General features: G+C 63.2%; 16 protein-coding genes and 1 riboswitch. Of the genes, 4 read left to right on the top strand and 12 right to left on the bottom strand.

Annotated elements, in window-relative coordinates; all coding sequences use genetic code 11:
- Positions 1–68 precede the first annotated feature (68 nt).
- Complete coding sequence (locus N5A92_RS20145; protein WP_260905794.1) at positions 69–875, top strand: lysophospholipid acyltransferase family protein; 807 nt, start codon at positions 69–71, stop codon at positions 873–875.
- A 20-nt stretch (positions 876–895) separates the two neighbouring features.
- On the opposite strand, the gene N5A92_RS20140 is transcribed toward N5A92_RS20145, so the two are convergent.
- Positions 896–1414 (bottom strand): gamma-glutamylcyclotransferase, encoded by a 519-nt coding sequence (locus N5A92_RS20140; RefSeq protein WP_260905792.1) that lies wholly within the window; start codon positions 1412–1414, stop codon positions 896–898.
- A 65-nt stretch (positions 1415–1479) separates the two neighbouring features.
- On the opposite strand from N5A92_RS20140, the gene N5A92_RS20135 reads away from it, so the two are divergent.
- Complete coding sequence (locus N5A92_RS20135) at positions 1480–2463, top strand: DUF2125 domain-containing protein (protein WP_260905791.1); 984 nt, start codon at positions 1480–1482, stop codon at positions 2461–2463.
- An 83-nt stretch (positions 2464–2546) separates the two neighbouring features.
- Here N5A92_RS20135 and N5A92_RS20130 read toward each other — a convergent pair whose 3' ends face one another.
- Both N5A92_RS20130 and hisC read right to left on the bottom strand, forming a co-directional pair.
- Positions 2547–3494: a prephenate/arogenate dehydrogenase family protein gene (locus N5A92_RS20130; RefSeq protein WP_260905790.1), complete on the bottom strand. Its 948-nt coding sequence runs from the start codon at positions 3492–3494 to the stop codon at positions 2547–2549.
- A 4-nt stretch (positions 3495–3498) separates the two neighbouring features.
- Positions 3499–4599 carry a histidinol-phosphate transaminase gene (gene hisC, locus N5A92_RS20125; protein WP_260905789.1) on the bottom strand — a complete coding sequence of 367 codons (1101 nt, stop codon included), beginning with the start codon at positions 4597–4599 and terminating at the stop codon, positions 3499–3501.
- A gap of 78 nt (positions 4600–4677) precedes the next feature.
- Positions 4678–4755: riboswitch (SAM riboswitch) on the top strand.
- 54 nt (positions 4756–4809) lie between these two features.
- Between hisC and metA the strand changes: the two genes are divergently transcribed.
- Complete coding sequence (gene metA, locus N5A92_RS20120; RefSeq protein ID WP_260905788.1) at positions 4810–5730, top strand: homoserine O-acetyltransferase MetA; 921 nt, start codon at positions 4810–4812, stop codon at positions 5728–5730.
- A gap of 38 nt (positions 5731–5768) precedes the next feature.
- On the opposite strand, the gene N5A92_RS20115 is transcribed toward metA, so the two are convergent.
- Positions 5769–6539, bottom strand: coding sequence for a class I SAM-dependent methyltransferase (locus tag N5A92_RS20115; protein WP_260906034.1), 771 nt, complete (start codon positions 6537–6539; stop codon positions 5769–5771).
- 98 nt (positions 6540–6637) lie between these two features.
- On the opposite strand from N5A92_RS20115, the gene gloB reads away from it, so the two are divergent.
- Complete coding sequence (gene gloB / locus N5A92_RS20110) at positions 6638–7405, top strand: hydroxyacylglutathione hydrolase (protein WP_260905786.1); 768 nt, start codon at positions 6638–6640, stop codon at positions 7403–7405.
- 46 nt (positions 7406–7451) lie between these two features.
- Here gloB and phoB read toward each other — a convergent pair whose 3' ends face one another.
- The 8 genes from phoB to trhA all read right to left on the bottom strand — a co-directional run bounded on the left by phoB (position 7452) and on the right by trhA (position 17850).
- Positions 7452–8141, bottom strand: a complete 690-nt coding sequence (gene phoB, locus N5A92_RS20105; protein ID WP_260905785.1) for a phosphate regulon transcriptional regulator PhoB — start codon at positions 8139–8141, stop codon at positions 7452–7454.
- Between the two features lie 19 nt (positions 8142–8160).
- Positions 8161–8865: a phosphate signaling complex protein PhoU gene (phoU, locus tag N5A92_RS20100; RefSeq protein WP_260905783.1), complete on the bottom strand. Its 705-nt coding sequence runs from the start codon at positions 8863–8865 to the stop codon at positions 8161–8163.
- A gap of 39 nt (positions 8866–8904) precedes the next feature.
- Positions 8905–9720, bottom strand: a complete 816-nt coding sequence (gene pstB, locus N5A92_RS20095) for a phosphate ABC transporter ATP-binding protein PstB (RefSeq protein WP_260905781.1) — start codon at positions 9718–9720, stop codon at positions 8905–8907.
- Positions 9721–9734: 14 nt separating this feature from the next.
- Complete coding sequence (gene pstA / locus N5A92_RS20090; protein ID WP_260905779.1) at positions 9735–11021, bottom strand: phosphate ABC transporter permease PstA; 1287 nt, start codon at positions 11019–11021, stop codon at positions 9735–9737.
- A gap of 3 nt (positions 11022–11024) precedes the next feature.
- On the bottom strand, positions 11025–12404 hold the full coding sequence (pstC, locus tag N5A92_RS20085; RefSeq protein WP_260905778.1) for a phosphate ABC transporter permease subunit PstC: 1380 nt from the start codon (positions 12402–12404) through the stop codon (positions 11025–11027).
- Between the two features lie 87 nt (positions 12405–12491).
- On the bottom strand, positions 12492–13526 hold the full coding sequence (locus tag N5A92_RS20080) for a PstS family phosphate ABC transporter substrate-binding protein (protein WP_260905777.1): 1035 nt from the start codon (positions 13524–13526) through the stop codon (positions 12492–12494).
- 212 nt (positions 13527–13738) lie between these two features.
- Positions 13739–17077: a PAS domain-containing hybrid sensor histidine kinase/response regulator gene (locus tag N5A92_RS20075; RefSeq protein ID WP_425248617.1), complete on the bottom strand. Its 3339-nt coding sequence runs from the start codon at positions 17075–17077 to the stop codon at positions 13739–13741.
- Between the two features lie 128 nt (positions 17078–17205).
- On the bottom strand, positions 17206–17850 hold the full coding sequence (gene trhA, locus N5A92_RS20070) for a PAQR family membrane homeostasis protein TrhA (RefSeq protein WP_260905776.1): 645 nt from the start codon (positions 17848–17850) through the stop codon (positions 17206–17208).
- Between the last annotated feature and the right edge of the window lie 284 nt (positions 17851–18134).

The raw sequence follows: 18134 nt of genomic DNA, 5'->3' as shown, positions 1-18134 counted from the left end.
GCCAATCGGCGCGCTTGGGGTAACCAACGGCCAACGGGCGCTGTGCGCCTTCGATCTGGAATTCACGCATGCTCATCGTCCGCTCCCTGGCATTCAACGTCGCGTTCTATCTGAACCTGATCATCCAGATGATCTTCTGGACGCCGCTCTACTTCGCGCTGCCGCGCAGGAAAGCGTGGTTCGTGCCCAAGGTGTGGGCTGCCTCCAGTCTGTGGCTGCACAAGGTGCTGGCAGGGGCGCATGCGGAGTTCTCGGGCCTGGAGAACCTGCCCGACGGCCCGTGCATCGTCGCGCCCAAGCACCAGTCGTTCTGGGACACCATAGCGTTCCTGCCCTACATCCCTGACGCGATCTACATCCTGAAGAGGGAGTTGATGTGGATTCCGCTCTTCGGCTGGTACGTGGCCAAGATGCGCATGATTCCCATCGACCGGGGCAGCCGCTCCAAGGCCCTCAGACAAGCAGTCCGGATCGCTCGCGAGCGCCTTAAGGAAAACCGACAACTCATCATCTATCCTGAAGGCACACGACGGCCGCCGGGCGCGGAGCCGGCCTACAAATATGGCATCGTCGAACTCTACAAGCAGCTCAATGTGCCGGTGGTGCCGGTCGCGCATGTGGCGGGCCTCCACTGGCCGCGGCGCAAGTTCCTGCGCTACCCGGGCACCATCCGAGCCCGTTTCCTGCCGCCCATTGAACCTGGCCTTTCGCGCGAGGACTTTCAGGAGCGCCTGATCCGCGAGACCGAGGCGGCTTGCGACGCTTTGCTGGTGCAGGCGGCCGGGGAGCCTAACCCGCCGCCGCTGCCGGAGACGGCGCGGCGAAGGCTGGCAGAACTTGGCGTGAAGACCGAAGGCGTATTGACGAAGGACTAGCCGCTCCGGGCGTGTGAAGGCTATCGCGTGATCCGCGCCGCCACCGTTTCCAGCCACTGGTCCTGGATGCCGAGCGCCTTCAGATGCTCAACGGTGTTGATCACGTATTCCTCGTTTCGGCCGGACTGGCCGACAGCGCCGTAGACCCTCTGCGCGGCGTGCTCCGTGTCGAGGCGGCCGGCATATTGCGGATGGGCGCGGTCGACGACATAGGTGAGCGCCTCGACCACCGGCCCATCCTGAAGCCGCACGGAAAGGCGGCGTTCCAGATAGACGTTCGTCACCAGTTCACGCTCGCGCAGATAGGCGATCACCTCATCCGACAGTTCTCCCGGCACGCGGAAGACCATGCCGAGGCAGGAGCCCCCGCGGTCGAGCCCGAGCACGAGGCCCGGCCGGTCGGGCGTGCCGCGATGCACATGCGAATGCACGCATAGCGCCCTGCGATAGCCGAAAAGCCGCGCTTTCCTGGTTTCAACATGGGCAAAACCGGGCCGCCACATCAGCGAGCCGTAGCCAAACACCCAAAAATCGTCCATTTCCACCTGATGTCTGCTTTCGCCCATGCAGGGCAGGTTAGCAATCGGGTAGCTGGAGGATGGCGATGGCGTCAAGCACGGGAGGAGGATCACGCTTTGCCCGCCGCATGTTTTTGCTGGCAGCAGCCATAGCCGTCGCCGTGCTTACCTATACAGCCACCTGGTTCTATCTGGCGCGCGCGCTTGAGCAACGGACGGCCGAAACCGTCGCCACGCTCAACGGCAACGGTGTGCGCGCTTTCTGCGAGGAGCCGGAGGCAAAGGGCTATCCTTTCCGCATCGGCCTGTTCTGCCGCAGCGTGTTCTACGAGAACCGCAAAGGCGGGATCTCCGTACGCGCCGGCGCCTTGCGTTCCGCCGCCCAGGTCTATCAGCCCTTCCGCGTCGTCGGCGAACTGGACGGGCCAGCGACGATCAGGCTACCGTTCGCCGCAGCGCTGGAGGCGCGTTGGGAGAACCTGCGCGCCAGCACCCGTCTCGCCCACCCGTTGCCCGAGCGCCTGTCCGTCGAGGGTAGGCAGGTGGTGCTTTCCTATGAGGAAGGTGACAATACGCCGCTGGCCACGGCTAAAGCCGTGCAGTTTCATGCGCGGCCGCAGGAAGCCGATCTGGAGGCGGCGGCCAGCTTCAACAGGCTCGCGCTTGATAAACGCGCGGCGCCCGACCTGCCGCCTCTCGACGGCCGGATACGTATGACCCTCAATGAGGGCCTTTCCCTGCTTGACGACGATCCGCTGGACCTGCGAGGTCAGTCGGGCACGATCCACGAACTGGCAGTGGCTATCGCTGGCGACGAGGCCAGCTTTGCGCTTTCGGGGCCGGTGGCGATCGACGCGAATGGCCTGATCGATGCCGAGCTTGCGGTCCGTGTGAAAGACCCCGTCGCGGTAGGGCGATATCTTGCCCAGATCTTTCCCGATGCACGCGATGAGATCACAACCGCGGCCGCCGCCTTCAGCGGCCTCGGCGACACGCCGCTTCAGCTTCGCATATCCCGCAGCCGCGTCTTCGCCGGCTTCATTCCGCTAGGCAAAATCCCGCCGATTTAGGGCAATTCCAGGAAAGTGGGAACCGGTTTCCGCCCGGAATTGCGGCGGCGCAAAGGATTGGAGGGACGGTGGTCCGATCTAGACTAGGCGCTCTCTGATTCCGGTTTCGGATGGGCAAGGACGTGTCGACCGAAGTCTGGCACGTCGACCTCCTGACCTGCCTCGATGATCGAGCGGCGGATATCGCGGGTGCGGGTAAAAAGGTCGAACAGCTTGTCGCCGTCGCCCCAGCGGATGGCGCGTTGCAGGGCCGACAGGTCCTCCGAAAACCGCGCCAACATCTCAAGAATGGCATCGCGGTTGTGCAGACATACGTCGCGCCACATGGTGGGGTCGGAGGCGGCAAGCCGGGTGAAGTCGCGGAAGCCGGAGGCGGAGTATTTGATGACCTCGGACTTGGTGACCGCCTCCAGGTCATCCGCCGTGCCGACGATGTTGTAGGCGATGATGTGCGGCAGGTGGGAGACGATGGCCAGCACCATGTCGTGGTGCTCCGGATCCATCGTATCGACGCGCGAGCCGCAGCCTTCCCAGAAGCGGGTGAGTTTTGCCTGCGCCTCGGCATCCGTGTCGGGCAGCGGCGTGAGGATGCACCAGCGCTCCTCGAAAAGCTCGGCAAAGCCCGCACCGGGGCCGGAATGCTCCGTACCGGCGATGGGGTGGCCGGGGATAAAGTGGACGTTCTCCGGGATAAAGGAGGTTACCTCGCGGATAACCGAGGTTTTCGTCGAACCGGCATCGGTGACGATGGCGCCGGGCTTCAGGCCTGCAGCGATCTCGGCGGCAACCGCGCCCGAGGCACCCACGGGCACGGAAATAACGACCAGATCGGCGTCGCGGACCGCTTCGGCAGCATCCAAGAAGTATTCGTCGCCGAGGCCGAGTTCTTGGGCGCGGGCGAGCGTCTCGGCGCGGCGGGTGGCGATGCTCAACGTGCCCGCCATGCGCTCGCGGCGGATGACGCGGGCGAGCGAAGAGCCGACTAGGCCGATGCCGACGAGGGCGATTTTCTGAAAGAGAGGTTCGGGCACAGTCTTAACCGTTCAGGAATTCGGCGAGTGCCGAGACGACACCGCGATTGGCTTCTTCCGGCCCCACCGTCATGCGCAGGGCATTGGGGAAGCCATAGGCGGTGACGCGGCGCAGGACGAAGCCGCGGGCTGTGAGGAAGGTGTCTGCCTCCGCCGCCGTCTTGCCGTCGTCTTCGGCAAAGTGGATAAGCAGGAAGTTGCCGATGCTCGGCGTCACCCTTAGGCCGAGCTTGGTCAACTCCTCCGTCAGCCAGACGCGCCACGTTTCGTTATGAGCGACGGCTTGCTCGACATGCGCCTTGTCGCGGATGGCTGCGGCGCCAGCTTCGATGCCAAGAGCATTGATGTTGAAGGGCCCGCGCACGCGGTTCACCGCATCGATCACATGCGTCGGCGCGTACATCCAGCCGACCCGCAGACCCGCCAAGCCGTAGATCTTGGAGAAGGTGCGCGTCATGACGACGTTGTCAGACGACGACACCAGCTCGATGCCTGCCTCGTAGTCGTTGCGGCGCACATATTCCGCGTAGGCTGCATCGAGCACCAGGAGCACATGCTTCGGCAGGCCGGCGCGCAGGCGGCGCACCTCGTCCACGGGCAAATAGGTGCCGGTGGGGTTGTTGGGATTGGCGAGGAAGACAATCTTCGTGCGCTCCGTGACCACCGCCAGGAGAGCGTCGACGTCGGCGCGCTCGTCCGTCTCCTTCGCCACCACCGGCGTGGCGCCGGCGGCAAGGATCTGGATGCGGTAGACGAGGAAGCCATGCTCGGAGAAAACGCCCTCGTCGCCGGGTTTCAGGTAGGTCTGAGCGAGCAGGCCCAAAAGCTCGTCTGAACCGTTGGAGCAGAGGATGTTCGCCGGATTGAGGCCATGCGCCTCGGCGATCGCCTCACGCAGCTTTGTGGCCGAACCGTCGGGATAAAGTTCCACATGGCGTCCCGCCGCCTGAATAGCTTCAAGCGCCGCCGGCGAAGGGCCGAGCGGTGTCTCGTTGGAGGACAGCTTCCAAACCTTTGCCACGCCCGGCGCGCCTTCACGGCCGGGAACATAGGCTGCGATATCCAGGATGCCGGGTTTTGGTTGCGGACGGTCGAGCGGGCTCATCGGATGGTTCCAAACAATCGAAGCCGCCTGCTTTAGTCCATTAACCGCATTGACGCAAAGGGTTGTCCGGCTTAAAAGGCACCATTCCGTGGTGATTTGGCCGGTCGGCTTGCAGCCACGTAAAACAAGTCGCTAAAAGGCCGAGGGATGCAAAATCCGCTGAGACCGGCCGCGATTTCGCCGCCGGTCTTTTTATTTGGAGCCTGCGCCATGCCGATAAAGATCCCCGACCAGCTTCCCGCCCGCGACGTGCTCGTGCGCGAGGGTGTGTCGGTCATGGGCGAAGAAACGGCGCTGCGTCAGGACATCCGCCCCTTGCAGATCGGGCTACTGAACCTCATGCCCAACAAGATCCGCACGGAGACACAATTCGCCCGGCTGATCGGCGCCACGCCCCTTCAGGTGGAGCTGACGCTGGTACGCATCGGCAATCACCGCTCCAAGAACACGCCCGAGGACCATCTCATCTCCTTCTACCAAACATGGGAGGAGGTAGCGGAACGGAAGTTCGACGGGTTCATCGTCACCGGCGCGCCCGTGGAACTCCTGCCTTTCGAGGAGGTTACGTATTGGGAGGAACTGGAGAGCATCTTCGACTGGACGACATCCAACGTCCATTCCTCCTTCTTCATCTGCTGGGGGGCGATGGCCGCCGCCTGGCATTTCCACCGCATTCCGAAGCACACCCTGGAGGAAAAGGCCTTCGGCGTTTACCGTCACCGCAACAACGCGCCCGCCTCTCCCTATCTGGCCGGCTTCTCGGACGACTTCGCCATTCCCGTTTCGCGATGGACCGAGGTGCGTACTGCCGACATTCCTTCTCTTCCGGACCTGGAGCTGCTCATGGAGTCGGATGAAACCGGCCCCTGTCTACTTGCCGAAGCGAGCTGTAACCGGCTCTATATGTTCAACCACATCGAATACGACTCGACGTCACTCAATGAAGAGTATCAGCGCGATATAGCCGCCGGCGTGCCCACCAACGTGCCGCACGACTACTTCCCTGAGAACGATCCGGCGCGCCGCCCGCTCAACCGCTGGCGCTCGCATGCCCACCTGCTCTTTACCAACTGGATCAATCAGGTCTACCAGACCACCCCCTACGAGATAGAGAAGATCGGCCGGCGGTGAAGCCGGAACCTTTCCGGTGCGCGGCACCGCGCACCACCTTATCCCTCCCCTTCCCGGCCGCGCATCGCAGCGCCTGAGCCGAAACCCGCCACGCCCTGCGGGGTCAGCACCGGCACCAGCGCGCGGCGCGAACGGCGCGTCCTGGCCGGCAGGCCCTGATAGAGGCGCTTTTCCGCCTCCACAACAAGGGCGCCGGCAAAGAGCGGCCAAAAGCGCCGGCCGGCGCGCTCCAGCGGGCCGTGCAGGCGCATGACCCAGCGCCGCCGTGCTGGCGGAAAGTGCAGCGTGTCAGCCCATGCACCGGGAGTGAAGTTGGCGCTGCGCAGCGCCTCCACGAGCTGCGCGCGCGAATAGGGCCGGCCCGTGCCGAAGGGGGTGTGCTCGAAGCGGGCCCACAGACCGCGCCTATTGGGCACGACGATCACGAGACGGCCGCCCGGTGCCAGAACGCGCCATATCTCCATGAGCATCTGTTCCGGATTTTCCGCATGCTCCAGCGCGTGGACGAGAAGCATCCGATCCACCGACGAATCGGACAGCGGCAGCTCTTCCTCAAAGACGAGCACGGTGGCCGACGGTTTGCCGGGGGGCCACCTCACCGCGCCCTGGCGAGCCGGCATGAAGGCGAAGACGCGTTCGGCGTCGGCCCCGAAACGGTCGAGCCAGGGCACCGTATAGCCGAGACCGACCAGCCGCTCCTCCGGCAACTTGGTCCAGATCGAGGAAAGAGCCATGGCGATGGAACGCTCCGCCAGCCGGCCGAGCAGGCTGGCGTAGAAGGCCCTGAGATCGACGATGTCCGCGTTCATGAGATGACGGTAAGCATCGCGGGTGGTGACCGCAAGGTGCCTTGTCGTGGGTGACAAACGGTCTTTGCCGCCCTATCGTTCGGCCCACGGAGGCCCTCATGACACTCGAGATCGAACAGTTTATGTGCCGCAGCGACAACTTCGGCATCCTCGCCCGCGACAGCGAGACCGGGGAAACGGCGCTGATCGATGCGCCGGAAGAACAGCCCATCCTCGAGGCGATCGAGCGCACGGGCTGGACGCCCACGATGATCCTGACAACGCATCATCATGGCGACCACGTGGAGGCAAACCTGGCGCTGAAGGAGCGCTTCAAGCTCGCCATCGTCGGGCCGGCCGCGGAGGCAGACAAGATTCCCGGCATCGATCGGCGTGTGAAGGAAGGCGACACGGTGCGCGTTGGCCGGCAGGAAGCGCGGGTGATCGAGACGCCGGGGCATACCGCTGGTCACATATCCTATCACTTCGCCAATGCTGGCATCGCCTTTACCGCCGACACGCTGTTCGCGCTCGGCTGCGGACGGCTGTTCGAAGGCAAACCGCCGGTGATGCTGGACTCGCTTAAGAAGCTCGCGGCGCTGCCGCTCGAGACGGTGATCTATTGCGGGCACGAATACACGAAGGCCAACGCGCGCTTCGCCCTGTCGGTCGACCCCACGAACTCGGCGCTGAAGGAGCGGGCGAAACGCGTTGAGGAACTGAGGAGCGAAGGCAAGCCAACGCTGCCGACCACATTGGCCGAGGAGATGGCCACCAACCCCTTCCTGCGCTGGTACGACCCGGTGATCCGCCGCAACCTCGGCATGGAAGGGGCTTCGGATGAGGCGGTGTTTGCGGAAATCCGCAAGCGCAAGGATATCTTTTAAGAGCGTTCAAAGACTGGAGCGCAGCCCCCGATGGAGGTGCGGCGCTCTAAGATTCCCGGATCGCATATCCCGCGCCGCGTATCGTGCGGATGACATCGGGCAGGCGGCCCTGGTTTACGGCTTTGCGCAGGCGCCCGACATGAACGTCGACCGTGCGCTCGTCGATGTAGATCGTCTCGCCCCACACATTGTCGAGAAGCTGGGTTCGCGAGAACACGCGGCCGGGGTGCTGCATCATGAATTCCAGTAGGCGGAATTCGGTCGGCCCGAGGCGGATCTCGTTCTTGCGCCGATAGACCCGGTGCGCCTCGCGATCGAGCACAATGTCGCCCACCTTGAGCACCGTCGACAGCACCTCCGGCTTGGCGCGGCGCAGAAGCGCGCGCACGCGGGCGATGAATTCGGGTGTCGAGAATGGCTTGACGAGATAGTCGTCGGCGCCGGTGGACAGCCCGCGCACGCGGTCGGTTTCCTCGCCACGCGCCGTCAGCATGATGATGGGCAGGCGCTCCGTTTCCGCCCGCATCCTGAGCCGACGGCACAGTTCAATGCCGGAGATCGCCGGCACCATCCAGTCGAGCACGAGGAGGTCGGGCACGTTCTCCTGCAGCCGCATCTCCGCCTCGTCGCCGCGGGTGACCACCTCGACCTGGTAGCCCTCGGCCTCGAGATTGTAACGCAGCAGCACGGAAAGCGGCTCGTCGTCCTCCACCACCATGATCTTCGGAGCGATCATACGCACAGCCTCCGTCGCCTCACGATTTGACCGTCATCTGCGTCTCGTCCAGCTTTGGCCGCTGCACGGGAAGCTGCTCGCCTGTCAGGATGTAATAGGCGTTTTCGGCGATGTTGGTCACGTGATCGCCCACCCGCTCCAGGTTCTTGGCGCAGAACAGGAGATGGGTGCAGGCGGTGATGTTGCGCGGATCTTCCATCATGTAGGTCAGAAGCTCGCGAAATACCGACGTGTAATGGATGTCGATCTTCTCGTCCTCGTCGCGTAGCGACACGAGGTCAGACGCCTTGCGTGCCACATAGCGGTCGACCACCGCATTGACCTGGGCGAGCACCATCGACGCCATGGTGTCGATCGAATGCGAAAGCTTGCGCGGCGTTGCGCTCTGGCCGACCGCGCCCACACGCTTGGCGATATTCTTTGCCAGATCGCCGATGCGCTCCAGATCGGAGGCCATGCGGATGGCGCCGACGACGGCGCGCAGGTCCTGCGCCATCGGCTGGCGCTTGGCTATCAGCGTGATGGCCCGTTCATCGAGCTCGGTCTGCTTGGCGTCCATGATGGTGTCGTCGGAGACAACGCGCTGCGCCAGCGCATTGTCGGAAGTGAGCAATGCCCGGGTCGCCGCTTGGGTCATCGAGCCGGCCAGCTCGCCCATGTCGCGCAAGAGCCGGTCGATATGCTCAAGCTCCTGATCAAAGGAGGCGACGATGTGCTCGGCCATGGGTTCTGCTCCTTTTAATGCGGAGGCGCGGACGATCGATCAGCCGAACCGGCCGGTGATGTAGTCCTGAGTGCGCTTGTCTTCCGGGTTTGTGAACATCTTGTCCGTCGGCCCTTCTTCCACCAGGTTGCCAAGGTGGAACATGGCCGTGCGCTGCGACACGCGGGCCGCCTGCTGCATGGAGTGGGTGACGATGACGATGGTGTAGTTCTCGCGCAGCTCATCGATCAGCTCTTCCACTCGCGCCGTGGCGATCGGATCGAGCGCAGAGCATGGTTCGTCCATAAGGATAACTTCCGGCGAGACGGCGATGGCGCGGGCGATGCACAGGCGCTGCTGCTGGCCACCGGAAAGGCCGGTGCCCGGCTCATGGAGCCTGTCCTTCACCTCGTTGAAGAGGCCGGCCTTCTGCAGACTGGTCTCGACGATGCCGTCGAGATCACCCTTGGCCGAGGCTAGTCCATGGATGCGCGGCCCGTAGGCGACGTTCTCGTAGATCGACTTCGGAAACGGGTTCGGCTTCTGGAACACCATGCCGACACGAGCTCTGAGCTCCACCACGTCGATCCTGGGGTTGTAGATGTCCTCGTCATCGAGCGTGATCTTGCCGGTCACACGGGCGATGTCGATCGTGTCGTTCATGCGGTTTAAACAGCGCAGGAAGGTGGACTTGCCGCAGCCCGAAGGGCCGATCAGGGCCGTCACCTGGTTCTCTCCGACATCCAGACTGACGTCGAACAATGCCTGCTTCCCGCCGTAGAAGACGTTAACCTTTTCGCCCCGCATCTTCGCGGCTTTGCTCTCCGGAGCGCCTTCCAGCGCGGTCTCGACGGCTGCATCTGTCAGCATGTTCATATCCCTCAACTCCATTACCAGCGACGCTCGAACCGTTGCCGGAGGTAGATGGCCAGCGCGTTCATGAAAATCAGGAAGCCCAGAAGCACGAGGATAGCGGCCGATGTACGCGAGACGAAGCCGCGTTCCGGGCTGTCCGCCCAAATGAAGATCTGCGTCGGCAGAGCGGTGGCCGGTTCCATGATACCACCGGGCGGCGAGGTCAAAAAGGCGTTCATGCCAATGAGCAGCAGCGGCGCCGTCTCGCCCAGTGCCTGCGCCAGGCCGATGATCGTGCCCGTCAGGATGCCGGGGATGGCCAGCGGCAGCACGTGGTGCAGGATCACTTCATGCTTGGAGGCGCCGATGCCGAGTGCGGCCTCGCGGATCGAGGGCGGGATCGACTTCAGCGATGCACGCGTGACGATGATCATGGTGGGCAGCGTCATCAGCGAGAGCACTAGCCCGCCCACCAGCGGCGCCGATCTGGGAAGGCCGAAGACCTGGATGAAGACGGCAAGGCCCAGGAGGCCGAAGACGATCGACGGCACGGCCGCCAGATTGTTGATGTTGACCTCCACGAGGTCGGTCCAGCGGTTCTTGGGTGCGAACTCCTCGAGGTAGATCGCCGCGGCGATGCCGACCGGGAAGGAGATCAGGAAGGTGACCAGAAGAAGATAAAAGGAGCCGACGATGGCGCCGGCAAGTCCCGCCAGTTCCGGAAAGCGGCTGTCGGCGTTGAAGAACAGGCCCCAATTGAAGGGCGTCGACACCAGACCCCGATCCTCCAGCGTCTCAAACAGGGCGATCTCCTCATTGGATACCCTGCGGCGCTCTTCCGGCAGGCTGCGGTCGATCACGCCCTTGTTGAGCTGATCGTACGGATCGGACGCGGGAACATTCAGCGTGAACGACTGCCCTATAACCTCGGGATGCGCGGTCACGTAGTCGCGCACGATATTGGCGGCGCCGTTGGACAGGATGCCCGATGCTGTGCGCAGTTCGCGCGGATCGTCGATCTCCGGGAACAGTTGCTGGACCGCGTTGGACACCACGGCGCGGAAATTGCCCGATGCGGGGTCGTCAGGAGGCACGTTCTCGGGATCGGCCGTGAATTCGACGGCGATCTTGGTCTGCACGAAGGCGGTGTGCCCGGTAGCGACAAGCGAGGCGATCAGCACGCCGAGCAGACCGATCGCCGTCAGGATCGAGATCAGCCCGTAGAGGCGCAGCCGCCGGTCGGCGGCATAACGCCGCTTGCGCGTGGCCGTGGCTTTCGGCGAGGACCAATCGAACGGTTTGGGGGCGGTCGTCTCTGACATGATCTACTCGTATTTCTCGCGGTAGCGACGCACGATCCTGAGTGCCAGCACATTCAAACAGAGCGTGACGACGAACAGGACAAGGCCCAGCGCGAAGGCCGAAAGCGTCTTCGGGTTGTCGAAGGCCGTATCGCCAATCAGAAGCGTGACGATCTGCACCGTCACCGTGGTCACGCCTTCCAGCGGATTGGCCGTCAGCGTCGCCGTGAGGCCTGCCGCCATGACGACGATCATCGTCTCGCCGATGGCGCGGCTGGCAGCCAGCAGGATGCCGCCGACAATGCCGGGAAGTGCCGCAGGCAGCAGCACGCGGGTGATCGTCTCCGCCCGCGTTGCGCCCATGGCGAAGGAGCCGTCGCGCATCGACTGCGGCACGGCGCGCAACGCGTCGTCGGACAGCGAGGAAATGAACGGAATGATCATGATGCCCATGACACCGCCGGCGGCGAGCGCCGAGTTGGGCGAGATGGAGATACCAAGGAGGCCGCCGGCCTGGCGTATCGCGGGCGCCACAGTGAGCACGGCGAAGAAACCGTAGACGACGGTCGGCACGCCGGCGAGAATTTCCAGAATTGGCTTGACGATGCCGCGGAAGCGATCGTTGGCAAACTCGACGAGGTAGATGGCCGAGAACAGGCCAATGGGAACGGCGACGAGAAGCGCTATCGTGGCGATCAGCAATGTGCCGGTGAAGACAGGCACGGCACCGAAGGCCCCCGTTCCGGCCACCTGGTCCTCGCGGATGGCGATCTGCGGTTCCCAGTTGAGCCCGAAAAAGAATTCGTGCGGCGGCACGAGCCGGAAGAACTGTATCGCCTCGTAGGTCAGCGAAATGATGATGCCGATGGTGACCAGAACCGCAGCCACTGCCGACAGGATCATCACGATATCAAGCGTGCGCTCGAAGCCCTGCCGGGCTCGGAAGCGTGCCGTCATGCGTGCACGTGTGATGTATAGCGCGAGCGCGGCCACCGCCAGCGCGACCACGACCATCGCCCACTGCGCGATCATCTGCCAGCGCTGGTAGCGCTCGGCAGCGGCGCTGACTTCCGGCGAGGGCTCACTGAAGATGCGGCCGGAAGCGACGTTCTTGATCTCGCTGAGATAAAGAGACAAGCGCGATGCCGACGCACCCTCGGTAAGGCTGGCCGGCAGCGAGGCTAGAAGCAGCCTATCGATAATGCTGCCTTGGAAGAGAAGCCACAGAAGGACGAGGACGAGCGCGGGAAGCCCCACCCACACGGCCGCGAATGCGCCGTGATAGATCGGCCGGGAATGAACGTCATTTCGATGTGCGGCGACGAACTGGCTCGCTGTCCTTCGCCCGGTGTAAAAGGCGATGAGCGAGAGCACCAGAATGGCGAGGAACAGATATCCGGTCACGGCAGCGGCCTGCGTTCGATTTGGCTTTCGCTTCAGATCGATCACGCCGCGCGAGCGTGTCGCGCGGCGTGGCTTGAGACTTTTACGCTAGTTGGTGTAGCGCGTCATGTCCTTGCCTTCGGTGGCGGCGTTACGCACTTCCTCGCGCTGCTCGTCGGAAAGCGAGATAAGGCCGCGCTCCTCGAGATAGCCGCCAGGGCCCATGGCCTCCTCGGAAACATACTCCGCCACGAACTCCTGAAGGCCCGGGATCACGCCGCGATGCGCGTTCTTCACGTAGAAAAACAGCGGGCGCGCGACCGTGTAGCTCTCGTCGGCAATGGTCTCCGGCGACGGCAAGACACCGTCCACCGCGACCGCCTTCAGCGTGTCCTGATTCTCGTAGAGGAAGGAATAGCCGAAGATGCCGAGCGCGTTCGGATCGGCCTGGAGGCGCTGAACGATCAGGTTATCGTTCTCGCCGGCCTCAACGAAAGGTCCGTCCGTGCGCATGCGCTGGCAGACCTCGTCCTTGCGGTCGCCTTCGAGAGCCTCGATCGCCGGGAAGGCTTCGCAGCCCTCTTCCATGACGAGCTCGACGAAGGCGTCGCGCGTGCCGGAGGTGGGGGGCGGGCCGAACACGGTGATCTCGGCGTCAGGCAGCGAAGGATCGATCTCGTTCCACCGCGTATACGGGTTGGACACGACCTCGCCGTCAACCTCAACCTCGGCGGCCAGCGCCTGGAAGATCTGCGCCTTGGTCAGGTCGAGGTCGGGACCGTCGGCCGAATGGGCGATCGACAGGCCGTCGGAGCCGATCTGTACTTCCGTGATGCTTTCTACGCCATTCTCAAGGCAGAGCTGGTACTCGCTCTCCTTCATGGCGCGCGAGGCGCCGGTGATGTCGGGATGGTCGACGCCGACGCCGCCGCAGAAGATCTGCATGCCGCCGCCCGTGCCGGTCGACTCAGTCACCGGAGCCGGGAAATTTGTGGTGTTGCCGAACTCCTCGGCCACGGCCTGGGTGTAGGGAAAGACCGTCGAGGAGCCGACGATACGGATCTGGTCGCGCGCCGCGGCGGCGCCGACAGACAACGACACGGCGATCGCCGTCGCCGATGTCGTTAGGATGAGTTTCTGCATGAGGGCTACTCCCTGTTCGGAATTCGACGTGACACCTGTGTTTTAGGGCGTCGGGGAGTCGCATAAAGGGACTGTGTAACAGTTGGATGACAGTTCCGTGTCAGCGCCGTAAAGATCGACAGATGCACACAGTGCGGGTTCCGGGAAGGCCGCCTATCAACCGGTGAGAGTCATGTTCCCCACGCGGCCATCGTCTTTTCTTGCCAGTCGGCTCAAGCGATGAACGACTGCCCGCGCTGTTGCCCTGCCGCCCAGCGGCTGATCTTCTCGAGCAGGGTTTTAGGGCTGATCGGCTTCGACAGATAATCATCCATCCCCGCTTCCAGGCAGCGCTCGCGGTCGCCCTTCTGCGCGTGGGCGGTCACACCGATAATTGGTGCGTGCTGCCCAACCTCCGCCTCCAGGCGACGGATCGCCTTTGTCGCTTCCAAGCCGTTCATCTCCGGCATCGAAACATCCATCAGCACCAGCCGCGGGTTGAGCCTGCGGTACGCCTCGACCGCCAGAAGGCCATTATCGACGATCTCGAAGAGAAGCCCGCTTTCGCTCAATATCTGCGTGAAGACGAGCTGGTTCACCTCATTGTCCTCTGCTACCAGAATGTCGACGCCGTGCACCACCTCCCGGTCACCGGCCACGTGCGACATGGCTTGCGGAGCGGGTTGCGGTCCCTTTTCCATGCCTCCGGCGTCCTCGCTCGCCCTGCTCGCATCCGCCTCGCTCTCGGCCATACCTGCGCGGTGCTTCTGGATCGTATGCACCATCGTTTCCAGCAGGCTGGAGGCCCGCGCCGGCTTGACGAGTTGTGCATCGACGGCGAGCTCCCGTGCGCTGGCGGTCGACAAGGATTGGTCGACGGAGCTCAGGAAGATCAGGGGCGTCTGGGCGATCTCTTCGTTAGCGCGCATGGCGCGCGCCATATCGACGCCGGTCATACCCGGCATCTGATAGTCGACCACTGCACAGTCAACCTGCACGCTGAGGCGGGCTGCCTCCTCAAGCACCTTCAGGCCCTCCTCGCCGCTTTTCGCCGCGCAGGCGTCGAAGCCCCAATGGGCCATCTGCTCGGCGAGGATCGTACGGTTGATGGCGTTATCGTCGACCACCAGGATACGCGCACCCGTCACGTCGCGTGGGGCGACCTTGGCTTGGGCATCGCTTTCGGCATTCGGCAATGTCAGCGTGAACCAGAAAGTGGAGCCTTTCCCTTCCTCGCTCTCGACGCCGATCTCGCCGCCCATCAGATCCACAAGGCGCGAGGTGATGGCGAGGCCGAGACCCGTACCTTCATGCCGCCGGGTCGAGGAGGTGTCGGCTTGGCTGAACTTGTCGAAGATGAGTTCGAGCTTTTCCTCCGGAATGCCGATGCCACTGTCGGTGACTTCCACCTTGATCCGCGTGTGTCCGTTCACCGTTTCGCCGGTGACATCCACGAGGACGTGCCCGTGGTCTGTGAATTTTACGGCGTTGCCCAGGAGATTGGTGACGATCTGTCGAATGCGCCCCGCGTCACCGACAAAGGTCTCTGGCAGATCCGGGTCGACGCGCACGATCATCTCCAGGTCCTTTTCCCTGGCGGCCGAGGAAATCAGCGTGGCGACGTCCTCCACGGCTTCGGCCAGCTTGAAGGGCTGCGGGTCGAGCACGAGCTGGCCGGCATCGATCTTGGAGAAATCGAGAATGTCGTTGATGATGGTGAGCAGTGCGCTGCCGGACTTGGCAATGATGTCGATGAAGGTCTTCTGCTTCGGTGTGACACCCGTTTTGGCCAGAAGTTCCGCCATACCGAGCACGCCGTTCATCGGCGTGCGGATTTCATGGCTCATATTGGCCAGGAACTCCGACTTCGCCCGATCGGCCAGGACAGCCTTCTCCTGGGCGATGCGCAGTTCCTCCTCGCGGCGCTTCATCTCGGTGATGTCGGTGGTCGAGCCGATCAGGTAAAGCGACCCGTCGGAGGCGACCAGCGCATCCTTGCGGGCGATCTGGTGCCGTACGCTGCCGTCCTCCAGCGTATGCGTCTCCTCCGATACCTGGCGTTCTCCCGTACGAAGGACGGCGAGGTCTGCTTCCATGAACGCTTCGCCGCTAGGCCCGAAGAGTTCTACGTCGGTCTTGCCGACCGCCTCTTCCCGCGGCACTCCGAGCAGGTCCGACCACCCCTTGTTGACGTACATCAGCCTGAGGTCAGGGCGTTTCGCATAGATGGCGACGGGAACGTTATCGATGAGGTTCCGGAAGACCTCGTTCTCGCGCATGCTCTCCTTGAGCTCGCGTTCGCGCTCCTTGATCTCCGTGATGTCCACGCGCACGCCGACGAACGTGCCGTCCTCGCCTCGCGTATCGAACACCTTGAACCAGCGGCCGTCGGGATTGCGCCGCTCGACGATGCGTAATTTCTCCCGATAGAGCTTTGTATAGCGGTCGATCCAGGCTTCGCAGTCGCTGTCGTAGAGCCGGTCGAGCTCCGGATCGCCGCTGTCGCGGAAGTAGCCCGCCTTGTGCGCCAGCTCAAGCGCTTCGCGCAGCGGCTTGCCCGGCTGCATGGCCGGCACCATGGCGGGCAGGGCGTCGTGGATCTTCTGATTGGCAAGCACGAAACGATCGTCCCGATCGTAGATGACGACGCCGGCTGGCAGCGTCTCCAGCACATGGGCAAGCTGCGCGCGCGCCTCCTCCGCGTCGACCTCGCGTTGCTTGAGGTCCGACACATCGAAGATCGTGCAGGCCACGTAGTCCTTGCCGCTTGGAAGCCGCACCCGATTCTTGCGTACGATGCGGCTGCGGCCGATGCCCCGGACCTCAAAATCCTCCTGCGCCTGGTAGTCCTCCCCGGTTTCCAGCACGCGCCGCTCGGTCTCCTCGAACAGGGCCGCGTCGGCGTGCTGCACATAGTCGCCGCCCTTCTTGCCGATCATGTTGCGCGGCTCGGTATCGAACAGTTTGGCGAATGCCTTGTTCACCAGCACGAAATCGAGATTCGAATCCTTGACGAAAATCGGGCTGGGAAGGCCGTCGAGCACCGCCTGGGCCAGCTTCCACTGTTCCAGTGCCTTGGCCGACGCCGTCACCCTCGAAAGCAGGTGTGTCACGTCATGGCCAAAACCACGATAGCCGGCGAAGCTGCCGTCGTCGTTGAGGCGCGGCATGCCGCTGGCGGAAACCCAACGACGGCCCTTGCCGTCACCAGGCATCTCGAAAACGAGATTGCGAAACGGCCTGTGCGCCGCGAGCGCGGCGCGATGCGGTTCCGGGTCGGCGGCGGCTGCGTCTCCGCTCGCTACCGGCTCCACCGCATCGAGGCGCGCACGGCCGATGAAATGCTGCGGATCGATGCCCGTGGCCGTGCGGAAACCTTCCGAAATCCAGATGAGCCGCAGGTCCTCATCGGTCTCCCAGAACCACTCGGCCGTCAGTTGGACCATCTCGGCCATCTGGTCGCGGGAAAAGTCGCGCGGGCGTGCTTCCGCCTCGCCCATCGCGGAATAGAGCGAAGCGTCCTGGTCCTCACGCCCCTGTTCAGACGCCGACTCCAGGTTTTTGCCCTTCACCCCCACAAAGACGGTCCTCTTGCAACACCCCCGAGTTTGCTAGGATGCCTGCTAAGCATTAACGATTGACTAAGCTTAACAGTGGACTAACGCGGCATGCACTGAGGCCCGCCGATCAGCGATGGTGCTCACGCTCCGGGAACAGTCGATACAAAGACCGCGCTGTAGTGGCAGACCGCGCCAGCGAGCACGAAGCCGTGCCAGATCGCGTTCTGGAACTTCAGGCGCCGCCAGAGATGAAAGATCACGCCTGTCGAATAGACGATACCGCCAGCGACAATAAGCCAGACGACAACTGGAGTGAGACTGATCATCATCGTGTCGTACATGGCAGCGCCGGCCCAACCCAGCCCCAGATAAAGCAAGATGGCAAACCGGTCGTAGCGCCCGGGGAATACGATCTTGAGAAACATGCCAAGGCCGGCCACGCTCCATATAAAAGCCAACAGCCATGTCCCCTGCGGGCCCATCTGCGTGGCAAAAGGCGTGTAAGTGCCGGCGATCAGAAGATAAATCGCTGCATGGTCGTATTTGCGCAGCCGCCATTTGCGCGGACCGACCGGCCACATATTATAGATTCCCGACATGAGAAGCGTCGTTGGCAGCGTCAGGGCGTAGATGGAGGCGGCGACGGCATCGGTCGCATCCGCAAGCATGAATGCCACCAGGATCATGGTGATCGCGCCGCAGACGGCGAAGATTATCCCGGTGACATGAATTGTGCCATCGGCGATGATTTCCGCGCGGCCATAGTTCCAGGAAAAGCCATCCATCGTTTCACGCTCTTTCGACGATCCGTCACTGCGGCATGTCCGGACAAACCAAAGCGGTACATGCGCCGGCCTTGCCCCGCGGCCAAGCCAGCGTCTTGAACAGTGTAGCCGCGTGGAGATCGAGGGCCAACCGCAACCTTTGGAATCGACCTTCGCATTTGCAACGTAACGGTCAATCATAAGACCCCAACAAAGGCGACGAGCTGCTGTTCTTCGACCTCGACAACACCGAGAGCGTCTGCAAGACGTACCATGATGGCCCGCTTCCAGTGTGAGGAAGCGAG

The sequence above is a fragment of the Chelativorans salis genome (assembly GCF_025336525.1).
Classification (GTDB): Bacteria; Pseudomonadota; Alphaproteobacteria; order Rhizobiales; family Rhizobiaceae; genus Chelativorans; species Chelativorans salis.
Note: the sequence above shows the minus strand (reverse complement) of the source record. Positions and strands in the feature narration are given on the sequence as shown.